Source organism: Streptomyces sp. NPDC059957 (assembly GCF_042730015.1).
GTDB lineage: Bacteria > Actinomycetota > Actinomycetes > Streptomycetales > Streptomycetaceae > Streptomyces.
On sequence record NZ_JBHWMB010000067.1, the window covers coordinates 6,142 to 18,109 of the forward strand.

General features: G+C 69.7%; 6 protein-coding genes and 1 pseudogene. 2 read left to right on the top strand and 5 right to left on the bottom strand.

Annotation, left to right across the window (positions count from 1 at the left end; genetic code table 11):
- The 4 genes from ACFWBW_RS32625 to ACFWBW_RS32640 all read right to left on the bottom strand — a co-directional run.
- The coding region (locus tag ACFWBW_RS32625) for a TIGR02679 domain-containing protein (RefSeq protein ID WP_385380346.1) at positions 1-355 on the bottom strand (355 nt) is incomplete at its 3' end.
- Between the two features lie 83 nt (positions 356-438).
- Positions 439-4,602 (bottom strand): SbcC/MukB-like Walker B domain-containing protein, encoded by a 4,164-nt coding sequence (locus ACFWBW_RS32630; protein WP_385380285.1) that lies wholly within the window; start codon positions 4,600-4,602, stop codon positions 439-441.
- Positions 4,599-5,807, bottom strand: coding sequence for a DUF2398 family protein (locus tag ACFWBW_RS32635; RefSeq protein ID WP_385380288.1), 1,209 nt, complete (start codon positions 5,805-5,807; stop codon positions 4,599-4,601). The genes ACFWBW_RS32630 and ACFWBW_RS32635 overlap by 4 nt, the downstream gene beginning before the upstream one ends.
- Positions 5,808-5,824: 17 nt before the next feature.
- The gene (locus ACFWBW_RS32640) at positions 5,825-7,390 is read right to left on the bottom strand and encodes a DUF2397 family protein (RefSeq protein ID WP_385380291.1); all 1,566 of its coding nucleotides are present in this window, start codon (positions 7,388-7,390) and stop codon (positions 5,825-5,827) included.
- 1,266 nt (positions 7,391-8,656) lie between these two features.
- Between ACFWBW_RS32640 and ACFWBW_RS32645 the strand changes: the two are divergent.
- Both ACFWBW_RS32645 and ACFWBW_RS32650 read left to right on the top strand, forming a co-directional pair.
- Positions 8,657-10,962: pseudogene (locus ACFWBW_RS32645) on the top strand (DNA polymerase III subunit alpha); the annotation flags it as partial.
- 5 nt (positions 10,963-10,967) lie between these two features.
- Entirely contained in the window at positions 10,968-11,342 is a 375-nt protein-coding gene (locus ACFWBW_RS32650; RefSeq protein WP_385380294.1) for a hypothetical protein, read from the top strand.
- Positions 11,343-11,473: 131 nt separating this feature from the next.
- Here ACFWBW_RS32650 and ACFWBW_RS32655 read toward each other — a convergent pair whose 3' ends face one another.
- Positions 11,474-11,857, bottom strand: coding sequence for a ribosomal protein L7/L12 (locus ACFWBW_RS32655; protein WP_385380297.1), 384 nt, complete (start codon positions 11,855-11,857; stop codon positions 11,474-11,476).
- Between the last annotated feature and the right edge of the window lie 111 nt (positions 11,858-11,968).

Below are 11,968 nucleotides of genomic sequence, written 5' to 3' on the forward strand. Positions count from 1 at the left end.
GGGCTGTGGTGGGGGGGGGGGAAGGGAGCGGGTCACTCCCTTGTGGGGGGGAGATGGGGGGGGTTTTTTTGTGGCCCCTTTCGTCTGTCTTGCGCCGGAGCGGCCGGCCCACCGCGTGGGCTGCGACGACCCCGGCGGTCAACCCCGTGCCTCGGTTGCGCAGGCGCAGGGTGAGGTCGCCGAGATCGATGGTCCTGCTCTGTCCCGGGCGCAGGGACTTGGACCCGAGCAGGCCCAGGACGGCTGCCCGGGGAGCGGCTTCAGCCGGCGCGGTGATCCTTGTGGTGCCCTGGCACAGGGCGGGATCGCCGACCCGGTCCGCACGGCGGGCGAGCTGCTCCCACAGCCACAGCATGTTCCCGTCGAGGAAGGGCGCAAGGTCGGCCCCCTCGCACGCTCCTGTCGGGCACAGACCCTGCGTGCAGACGGTGTCGCCGTTCACGGCTGGGCCTGGCCGATACCGGCGGCAGGGGCGTGCCCGGTGGCCGCGACCAGGTCGTGGTCGTACACGTGCATCACCTGGAAGGAGACGACGGTGCCGTCCGGCGTTTTCTCTAGGTCGTAGACGTCGACGCCGTCCCATGCGCCGGGGGAGCCGTCCCAGTGGTGGCTGGTGCAGATCAGGTCCAGTCCGAGGCTGGCCACGTAGGCGGCGATCCCGTCGCGTCCCTTCTCGTCGATCTCACCGGGTACTTCGTCCAGCGCGGCGATGCGCGCCGCGTGGGAGGGCAGGGACCTGTAGGCGGCCGAGAGCGCGGCCAGCATCGGTGCCAGGACGATCAGCCGGCTCTCTCCCTGGGAGACGGTCACTCCGGGGTCTCCCCACCGCTCACGCGGCTGCCCGGTGCGGGTGATCATGTAGCGGATGTCGACCCAGTCGCGGATGTTGATGGCGTCTTTGAGTCGTTGGCCGCGCTCGATGTCGCTTCGGCGTTCATCGGTGGCGTCGTGGCTCCCCATCCGGAGCACTGCCTGCAGGGCCTGGCCGATGAGCTGCTGCTGTTCGGTGGTGCGGTCCGCGTCGGAGACCTTGCAGGCCAGCTGGTAGATCGTGGAGATGGCTGGTGAGAGGTCTTTGCGGACACGGATGTCGACCTGTACGCCGACACCGGATGAAGCGGAGGCGAGGGACATCTGTTCGTTGACCTCGTCGATCCAGTCCTCGAGTTCCACCCATGCGGTGCTGATGGCAGCGGGGATGCGGCCCAGTACGAACTTCTCGAGTGCTTCCGCGTCTGCCGCGTCGTACGCGCTCAAAGCCTGGTCGCGGCGGGCGCGGGCTTCTGCTGCGGCGGCCGGCGGGGACAGTCGGCGGCCTCCGAGGTGGAACTGGTGGCCCGGCATCGGTTCGGGGACGGGGCCACGGCCCAGCCGCCATCCGTCATCCGGTTCATCGCGCAGGTGGGCGCGCAAGTTGTCCGTGCACTCCTCCAGGCCGGCAGAGGCCTCGGGCACCTGCCGGAGTGCGGTCTGCAAGGAGGCCAGCCACTCGCCGGACAGGTCCTTGGCGTCTTGGTGCCAGCCGAGGGCTTCGCGCAGCCCCGCAACGGCCACGAGTTCCGCGACGTGCGTCAGAGCGTCCTCAGACGCCGGTTCCGCGGCCCGCAGGTCCTTGGTTGCCTGCTCGTGGCGTGAGCGGGCGCGCACGGCCGCTTCGACGGCCTTGGTGTATTCCTCGCGGCAGGCGGCGAGCTGCTCGGAGAGCTGCTGCAGCTCCAGTTTCGCTTTCTCGGCCTTCTGCTCGAGATCCACCTCATCAAGGCTGCAGCGCTGCCGGCACACCTCCAGCGCGGTATTGGCTGCGAGTAGGTCGCTGTGGCTGCCTTCGACCGCCGAACGGCTGGTGCGCACGATGTCCAGCGCCTCGGCCACCTTCTGAGCTGCCGCCTCGATGGCGGACAGGGCCGCGCGGACCGTGCGCATCCGCTCGGCGGCCCGGGACATGGCCTGCTGGCTGCGACGGGCAGTCTCGGCTTCCTCCTCGACCAGAGACTTCTCGTCGGGCAGTTCGTAGGAGACTGCCTGTCCTCTCCACCGGTCCAGGGCTGTCCGGTGGGCCGACTCCTGTTCGAGGGCTTTGCGGTCGGCCAGCGCGGCGTCGGTCCGGGCGGCCGCCGCGGCGGAGGCACTGTCGGCCCGCAGCGCCTCCGCACACGTCGTGTCCTCCATAAGCTGCTGGGGGAAGGCCCCGGACAGACGGCCGGATTCCCGCTCGAAGTCGGCCAGTGCCCGGGCGGCCTGCTCGTGCCGGGCTGCTGCACGCCGCTGGCGGTCGCAGTCGGCCTGTGCAGCGGCGGCTTCCCGCAGCACCGCCGCCCGCCTGGCCTCGAGCCCGATGTGAGAGGCGGCGGGCGGCCGGCTCACGGCCGCTTGAGACAGGCGGCCGAGCAGGGGACCGCACCGGTGGGTGCCGTCCGCGCCGATCACCAACGTCGCTGCCGTATCGCCGTCGCCACCGACGGCGCTGTCAAGCAGCGCGATCCGCTGCAGAACCTGGGTCGCGGTGCTCTCCAGGGGATGCCCGGCGAGCGCCGTCAGGACGGAGGCCAGCGATTGCTGCGGCGGCAGGAGCGGCCCCTGGGCCCGGACCTGCCAGCCGTCCTCGCTTTCCACGCCGGCCGGCGTCAGGGTCGCCCCGAGCAGACCTGCCGCTTCGAGTACCGCTTCGAGTACGTCACGGTTCCAGCCGGCCGGGCAAGCGGCTTCGTCCCATTCGACAGCTGCTGCGAAGGCGCGCTCCTCACCGCTCGGCGACGCGGACCACGAGGGGCGGGGGAACGGCAGCAGGCGTCCGGAACGCCAGGCCTGCGCCCGCTGTTCGTCTTCCTGAGCCTGCTTGCGCGCAAGCGTGGCCTGCTTCCTGTGATGTCCAGCCCGCGTACGGGCCCGGCCCGCGGCGTCCGCGGCCATCGAGGAGATCCGACGGGCCAGGCCGGCCACTTCGTGCACGACCGAAGCGGTCTCCGCGGCCTGTCTCCAGTCCTGCGCCGTCGAAGCGATCTCGGCGAGGTCCAGGCGCGGTGTGCGCGGACCGCTCGTGCAAGACCGCGCCCAGCTCTCCACCCCAGAGGAGAGGACCGCAACACACTGGTGCACCTTGTCCGTGTGGGTCGCGCACCGGGCCGTCGCGGCCTCGGCCAGTCGTGCCGCGTCCACCGCGGCTTCGCGGGCGGCGCGTGCCGCAGTCTCGCGGGCGGCGACGTCCTTGTAGGCGTGCAGCAGCACGTGGGCATCGGCGCTGCGCCGCCTGGAACGCTCGGCTCCCGCGCTGAGACTTTCCACTGACTGGTCCACCCCCACCGTGTGGGTGCAGACGGTGACCGTCGGAACCGGCTCGAAGTCCACCTTCCCGATGCGCAGCGCCCTCGACGGGTCCTGGCGGGTCACCGTGACGGGCACGTGCAGCGACACCGATACCCCGCCCTCGCCGCACTCCCGCTCGATCTCCTCCACCTGCGCCATCGCAGACGAAGCGAGCGCAAGGTGAGCAGCAGTGCGTTCCCGGGCCACCTGCCCACTCATCCGCAGGACATCGCAGTCCGCGTCGAACCTGCTGCGCGTGGCCTCCGCCTTCTCGCGGGCCCGGGTGACATCAGAGGAGGCGGCATCACGAGCCAGGGTTTCGGCCCGGCTGCGCGCGACCCGTTCCGCGGCCACCTGTGCGCTGAGCTCATCGGTCAGGCGGGCTCTGCCGTCCTCGGTGGCCTGGGCTTCTTCCTGCGCGGCTGACGCGTCCGCCCTCGCCTCTTGGAGGTTCTTCACTTCCTTACGGGCCGTCTCCGAGGCCAGCCTCAGGCGTCTGGCACATTCCTGGGTCCAGGCCGACGCCAGGTCCATGACCAGTCCGGTGGTCTTTTCGGCACGCGCATAGCGCAGCCGGGTGTCCTCGGTTGCTGCCAGCGCCTCTTCGCATACCCGCAGCACGTCGGCATCGACCGTCGGAAGAACCTGGCGGAGCTCGTTCTCGGCCTCGCGCGGGTTCAAGCCGGCCAGCAGCCCAGGGTTGCGGATCTTCCTGATCCGCTTGGCGAGCTGTTTCAGAGTGCTGGCAGTGGTACCGAAGACGGTTTGAGCGAGGTGGGCCACGTAGTCGTCGCCGTCCTTGAAGACCTGCCCGCCGTCGCCGGTGATGACGGCCGTGAACTCCTCGCGCGACAGCTCGCTCAGGTCTTCCCGACCATCCCCCGGCAGGACGGGGGTCCAGAACGGAACGACCTCCACGGCCGGGCTGCAGCCCTGGGCGTACTCCAGACGCACCCCGTAGTGCACCTCATCACTGCCCGCATCGGGCAGCGCCTCGGGCGCGGAGAACGTCAGCCAGAGGTAGCCGTTGCGCCGCCGCCCGCTGCTTCCGCCCTTCATCAACGACTCAAGACTGGTCGACCGGTTCCTTCCGGAACTCAGAGCCTGAGCGCGGGGGTTGAGCAGGTAGGGGCACAGGCCCTCCAGGAGAGTGGTCTTGCCGGTGCCGTTGGGGCCGCGCAGCAGCAGCCGCCCCGACGGGCAGGGCAGTAGCTCCCGGGTGTAGTGCCAGACGTTCTCCACCCCGCCCCCGCTCAGATGCCACCGCCACATCCAGCGTGCAGGCCTGTCAACCGTCATCGCGATGTCTCCTTGCGCAGAGGAACCGGTGTACCGAAGGGATCGGGTTCATCAGGCACGACAGTCCAGCGCGCCGAGGCCGGGGAGAGCCACCACCAGTCCTCGTAGCCGCAGCTCACACGCAGCAGATCCGCCGGCTCGAGCAACTCCCTGACATGATCACCAAGACGTTCCGGGGCGTTGCGGAACTCATCGGCCCAGCCAGGATGTTCACGGGCAAGCTCACCCAGATGACGTAGAACCTCCCCGGACCGGATGCCGCACCAGCCCTCGCCCGGAGCCAGCGCACCACCGCGCTCCCCGACCGACACCACAATGTCGATGAGCAGCAGAGCGGCATGAGGCACGGTCCCGCCGCGCCCGCGCCGGGGAAACGTGAACGCCCCCAGCTCCCTGTCGCTGGTGTACGCCTCGGCCGGCATGACGAACGCCGCGCCCTCCACACGCTGTTCCAGCCGCAGCCCGAAGGCCTTGGCCACAGCGGCCCCCTCCGACGCCAGCCGATTGCACAGCCACTGCTGCTCGTCTTCCGACAGGTCGCCGCTGTGGACCACTGCCTCGTCGGCGAGCATCCCGCACATCCGCGCAGACAGCCCTTCCGGCGCCTTTAGGCTCTCCAGCCACGAGAGCGGCTCCTTGCCGGGATCCGCAGCCCACTGCCCGAACTCGTCGACCGGCACATTGCGGGGCAGGACGTGCAGCAGCCTGGCATGGTGGACGCGCAGCAGGACCGGAGGATCCTCCTGCTCCAGCAGTGCCTCGATCCGACCCTCGCCGATCTCCTCCACGAGCCCCCGGGCCCGCAGCATCGACAGGGCCGTCACGAGCGCGCGCAGCTCGGTCGGTGACTGCAGCACAGGGATCCCGGCCTCGGCCGCCGCGTCCCGGGCCGCGGCCACCACCTGGCCCAGGCCCACCCGGGGCCTGGCCGACTCCAAAGCGGCTACCGTCAGCCAGTACCAGGAGCCCTCGTGCGAGCCGCCATCGGGAATCCGGCCCGCGGCGAAGGTGACCGGTTTGTACACCCGGACCAAGTCGGGCTCGACCGCCAGTGACCACCCCACCGCGTCCATGGTGCCGCGCAGGGCCGGCAGGTTGCGGTGCACCGCCTCGATCGCTTCGTCCTCACGTCCGCCCACCAGCCAGGTCTTCACCGCCAGCTGCCGGGCGAGGGCAGCTACTTCCTCACACTCCTCGTCATCCACGATCCCGGCGCCGCCCCTCATGACGCCACCTCCACCAGGACTGTGACCTCAGCAGCCGCAGCGGCGACCACGCCGGGCCCCCGCCGGCGCCCTGGAGCCGGCACCACTGCCGGGGGATGGAAGAGCACAGTGCGTCCGGGCAGCAGCACCGACCACCGGCGACCGTCCACACGGCCCGTCGTCGAGGCTTCCGCGGTGATCGTGCACCCCAGGCCACCAGCCCTGCCGACCCGGCAACCGGCGCTCTCGGGCGCCCGGGCCGCGGCCATGACCGCCTTCAACGCCAGCCTGCACGCGGCCTCCGACAGAAGTCCTTCGCGCGCAAGCACCTCCGCCACGGCCGCTTCCTGCTCCAGCGTGCGCTGCCTGCGCTGCTCAGCCGCTGTGGCCGCGGCCTCCTCCCGCGGCCTGCGCGCCCCGACGCGCCCCCTGGGCCTGCTCTGCCCCGTCTTCCTGAGCATGGCCATGGCCGGTACCCGCGGTCCCTCATGCCACGAGAGCACCTCACAGCTCTCGCCCTCAGCCACGGTGTGCAACTTCATCCACGGGTGATCCCCGAGCGACGCCCGCTCGACCGCCTTGCCGTAGCGCGGATGCTGGCAGCCCACTGCCAGCGCCAGCGCTTTCGCCCGCAACGTTCCTGGCCCCACCTGGCTCTGATGCCGACGCAGGTTCGTGTGCATCATCGGAATGGCCCTCACCAGGTCCAGCCCGAACCGCTCGGCCTGCCCGTAACCCGGCGAAAACCATCGCAGCAGCTGCTCCCAGTCGCCCGTGCGCAGGCCGCGAGCAGGGGCCAGGACCCCTCGCTCGACCAGGGCCCTTGCATGGGACTGGCCCTGCATCGCGGCCACGAGCTCCTCATAGCGGGGCCGTAGGCGCTTGAGGCGCTGATGTACCAGAGCGATACCTCTGTCGAGCTGCGCGACAACGTGGGTGGCGTAGTCGACCAGCAGGCTCTTCAGTTCCACGGTGCCGGCCGCATCCAGGTCGAAGCGGTGCGCGAGCTGGGCGAGCATGCCCGCTTGCCCCATCAGTGCGGCGTCGAGGTGGTCGTGCTCCACGAAGATGCCGCCGGCCAGCCGGGCCACGTCCTCAGCGTCCAGAGCGGATCCGCCGCCGATCCTGTCCAAGGCGTCACGGATGCGCTTCAGGCCGTCCAGGGTGATCTCCTTCTGGATCGCCCCCTCCGACGCCATCTGCGCGTACAGCCGCTGGACCTGACGCCCCCGTGGTGTGGAGCTGTACCGCCAGCGCGCCCCGCTGAGGTCCTGGTAATGCTCGATGTCCGAGTCGGGCCTGCCGCAAGCGGCCAGGTAGGTGTCGTCCAAGGCTCGCAGACGCACGGTTACCACGCTCAGCGGCAGGTCTACACCCTCCTCGGTGAGCTGGCAGGCGACCTCCCTCGGTGTCAGAGGATCCACAGACCGCTCGAGCACATCCATGATCGGCACGTACTCGCAGCGACGGGAGCTCAGCAGATAGCCGAAGGGCCTGGCGGGATCGCCCGCAGGAAGGGCGTGAGCGGCCCAGCCCTCGGCTACCCAGTCCTCTCCACCGTCCACCGAATTTTCTCCCTGCATGACAGCCTCTTTCTCTAATGACTGAAATGTCGCGATCAGGTTAGGGGTAGCCACTGACAATCGATCCACACCCACCTCAGACGGGAGCTTCGGCACTGGCAGACCCCGCCCACCGCATCGAAAAGGGACCCCACCAGGGCACCGCCTCCGCTACTACTGCAGCCACGAGTTCACGGCCGTTCGTCGCAACGTCTCTGCCGCCGAGCCGGAACTCAGGGCGCTGGTCGCACCTCAGGTGCTGTCGGTAGTGGGGGCGACGATATGGAGATGAACGTCGAAAATGCGCCTGATAGCCCGCGCATGGGCATCGATGGGCTGTGCGAGCAGATCAGGGGCGCCCTCGAGGGATGGGCACCCCGGCTACTCGGCGTCCACGTTCACCGAACAGTGTCTGGACCCGCAGAGGTGGCGCGGCTGGTGGACGCAGTCGCTGATGCCGCCGAGCTCACGGTGCTTTCCGGTGAGGCGCCGGTTGCACGCGCGGAACTACATGCGGCGGCGGCCAGGGCATCCCGAGTGACCACCCAGGGGCCGGCGGCGGACGCACGGGCTGAGCTGGCCGTCGTCCTCGCGGGCTGCCGCCGTGCGGCCGTCGCCCTCGGCGTTCCGGTCCCCGTCGCCTTCTGACATGCCGTGCGGAGGAGTGGGAACAGCCCCCCGAAAAACAGGCACGGCTGGGCGCAGTGCGCCGCTGCCGCGTGCGGTCCCCGCACGGCCGAATCGGCCGGATGGCACGCGCGCGCGATGCCGCCCGCCCGGTGTGCGTTCTCATTCATGCTGCGGTATGGCCGTCTCTTGGCATCTCTTTGACCTGTGGTGCTGCAGACCGAGGCTTTCGGTGATGGGTTGCTTCCGGTGCCAGAGGGCCTTGACCTGCGGGGCCGTAAGTTGGATGAGAGTCCCGCAGATGTATTGAGAAGCGTGGGGGGTGTCTGGGGCTCTGTCTGTGGGCGAGCGGAAAGGGGTGTGTCTGGCAGCAGTGTCAGGCCTGTCGCCCCGGTCTTCGGGCGTGTTCTTCAGGTTCGTTCTGCGTGGGGTAGGTCGGAGGTGGCGGGCGGCGTCGTTGAGGACTTCGAGGGTGAGTGTTTCTGTGCCGTCGAGGATGGCGAGCTGGGCGGCCATGTCAGCAGCTCAGAGTGAAACGCGGTGGGAAGCCTGCGAGCTGGAGCTGAGGGGGCGGCCGGCGCCGGTGCGTCGTCCGTCCGGGGGCGATGACCGCGAACGCCCAGTGCGTGCTTACGAGCCTTGGTGTACTGGAGTACCGGAGCAGGGCGAGGCCGAGGGGGCGGGGCGTTGGCCGGGAACAGCAGGGTGTTCATCGCCACGGCGAACCCGTTGGAACACCGGCTGCTGTTCGAGCGGTTCCTGTCCGAGCGGCGGACCTCGCTGCCCGACATCGACCTCGACGTGGAGTCGGCACGCCGGCTGGAGGTGTACGACCGGATCTTCGAGCGGTTCGGACCGGAGCGGGTCGCCGTCACCGGCATGCCCGAGACCTACCGCGGCCGCCAAGCCCTGCGCGACACCGGACTCGCCCTCGGCATCCGCCCCCAGACCGTGGACCGGATCGCCAAGAGCTTCCCCCACATCCGGGCCTGCGACATCCGCAGCGCCCTCGCCGAGCTCCCCGAACTCAAGGAGCTCGCCGCCGAGGCCGCCGAGTTCGGCCCGCTGTGGGAGCTTGCCGAAGGCCTGGACGCACTGCCGCGCGGCTACGCGATGCACCTGTGCGGCGTGATCATCTCCAACATCTCCCTGCTGGACCGGCTGCCGGTGCAGCCGACCCCCGGCGGCTATCCGATGCTCCAGGCGGACAAAGTCGACGTCGAGGACCTCGGCCTGGTGAAGCTGGATGTCCTGGGCGTGCGGATGCAGTCGGCGATGGCGCACGCCGTGGGGGAGATCCGCCGTACCACCGGCCGTCAGCTCGACCTCGACAGTCCCGACCACGTCGACCTCGGTGACGAGGCGACCTTCGAGCTGATCCGCAGCGGCAACGTGCTGGGCTGCTTCCAAATTGAGTCAAGTGGGCAGCAGGATTTGATCTCGCGTCTCCAGCCCCGGCACATGCAGGACGTCATCGCCGACATCAGCCTCTTCCGGCCGGGACCGGTGGCCGGGGGAATGCCCGCACGGTTCATCGCCGCACGTCACGGCATCGAGCAGCCCCACTACCCGCACCCGGACCTGGTGCCGATCATGGACGACACGTACGGGGTCGTCATCTGGCACGAGCAGATTATGCAGATCTTCTCCGCGATGACGGGCTGCGACCTCGCCGCCGGCGACGTCGCCCGCCGCGCCCTCGCCGACCCCGCACGCCTCCCCGGAGTCGAGGCGTGGTTCCGCGAAGCCTCGGGCTCCCACGGATACAGCGCGGCAGTGGTCGACGAGGTCTGGAACGTCGTCAAGGAGTTCGGGGCCTACGGATTCTGCAGAAGCCATGCGGTGGCGTTCGCGGTTCCGGCGGTGCAGTCGGCCTGGCTCAAGACGCACCATCCGGCCGCCTTCTACGCCGGCTTGTTCGAGCATGACCCGGGTATGTGGCCGATGCGCGTGCTGGCCTCGGACGCACGCCGCAACGGCGTGCCCGTGCTGCCCGTCGATGTGAACGCCTCCCGGCCCGAGCACAGCGTTGAGCGCACCGCCACGGGGTGGGGGGTGCGGCTCGCGCTGGCCACGGTGCGCGGGATCAGCGAGGCCGAGACCGCCCGGATCGCGGCCGGCCAGCCCATACCAGCCTCCAAGACCTGTGGCAGCGCGCCCGCCCCAGCCTGCCCCTGGCCCAGCGCCTCATCCAGATCGGTGCTCTTGGCCCCCTCCAAGGGGACGCGACCCGCCGCGATCTCCTGCTGCAGGCCACCGAGCTGCACCGCCACTTCCGCCAGCCCACCACCGACGGCCAGCTCCCGCTCGGCGAGGAACTCGTCACCGCGGGTGCCAGCGGGCTGCCCGAGATGACCCGCCGCGAGGCCCTGTCCGCTGAACTCGACGTGCTGTCCATCGATGTCACCCACCACCTCATGGACCACCACCACCGGCTCCTGCGCGAACTCGGCGCCACCGACGCCAAACACCTTCAGGCCCTCCACGCCGGGCAGCGCGTCCTCGTCGCGGGCGTCCGCGCCTCCACCCAGACCCCGCCCATCCCCAGCGGGAAACGCGTCATCTTCGTCACCCTCGAAGACGGCTCCGGCCTGGTCGACCTGGCGTTCTTCGAGGACTCCCACGACGCCTGCGCCCACACGATCTTCCAGTCCGGACTGCTCCTGGTCCGCGGCACCGTCGAGCGCCGCGGCAGCAGGCGCACCGTCGTCGGCGCGATGGCGTGGAACCTGGAAGACGTCGCCCTCGCCCGCCGCGACCACGGTCCGCAGGCAGCCCTCGACCTCCTCGGCCACACCACACCCGCACCCACCCCAGCCCAGAACACCGGCTCGCGCCACAGCCGCACCCTGCCCGACGGCACCGCAGGGGCTCGCCTTCACGCGTTCGCTGATCTCCAGACCGCGGGGACCAGGTCGGCGGATCTGCGACGTCTAGGGCACCGCAGTCCCGGGTCGGCGGGGTGATCGCGATGACCACCACAGACCGGAGCATCCTCCACATCCACCTGCACGGCCTCACCCTCGCCGACACCGACCGCTACGAACAGGTCCTCGCACTGCTGCGCGACATCACCCCGGCCGTACAGGCCCTGCCGCCCGATGCCGTCGCCATCGACATCACCGGCGCCCGCCGCTACTTCGACCAGAACACCGAAGGCCTCGCCCACCTCGTACGTCTACGCATCACTGCCCACACGGGACTCCACACCACGATCGGCACCGGCCCCAACCGCGCCCTGGCCGCGATGGCCGCCGCCGTCACCCCGCCCGGTGAACTGCGCACGATCCCCGACGATCCCGCCGCGATCCGTGCCTTCCTGCGGCCCCGCCCAGTAGGCCTGTGACGGGGCGTGAACACCGGCACGCGAAGACCCGTCATCATACGCCAGGGGAGATTATAGGTGGACCGTCAAACTGATCAGCGATCGAATCCCGCTGACGAATCGAGGTTAACTACGGATTGGGCAGAATAGGCTCACGAACTGTCCTTCTGACCTGGCTGTGTCTTCTTCAGGAGTGGCCGTACCCAGTCTGTGGCTGGCGGGCAACTCGCTCGGCAAGTCCCTGCAGGCCATGGCCCCTTGCATGGAGCCGGGTCGACGGGCTCGCCCCCCCGCGTGATGGTGCGGTCACACCAGTCGCAAACCACTGTCGCGTGGGCGCCCGCGTCCTCAAGGAGTTCGGCTGCGTCCTCTGCGACTTCGAGCCAGTTGGGTTCTGTGACCGCCACAGGTACGCCGTCTAGTAGAAGCTTGCTCTTCCAGAGACTCAGGCCAGTGACCGTCCGAATCGCACGGACCGCCTCAACCCTCCGGTCTCCTGCCTCTGTCAGCAGCACACGGAATCCTGGCTCTTCCATACACCCTCCCCGGCTATCCCAAGCTGTCCGGCAAGTGAACCATGGCAGTAGCGCCCTCGCCCCGGCGGGTGCTCCGCGCGGCCGATTGGGCAGTCAGCCCAAATGGGCATG

Excerpts from the sequence above, each read along its gene's own strand:
- ACFWBW_RS32630 (WP_385380285.1), bottom strand. The coding sequence starts at position 4,602 with ATGACGGTTGACAGGCCTGCACGCTGGATGTGGCGGTGGCATCTGAGC.
- ACFWBW_RS32640 (WP_385380291.1), bottom strand. The coding sequence starts at position 7,390 with ATGCAGGGAGAAAATTCGGTGGACGGTGGAGAGGACTGGGTAGCCGAG.
- ACFWBW_RS32650 (WP_385380294.1), top strand. The coding sequence starts at position 10,968 with ATGACCACCACAGACCGGAGCATCCTCCACATCCACCTGCACGGCCTC.
- ACFWBW_RS32655 (WP_385380297.1), bottom strand. The coding sequence starts at position 11,857 with ATGGAAGAGCCAGGATTCCGTGTGCTGCTGACAGAGGCAGGAGACCGG.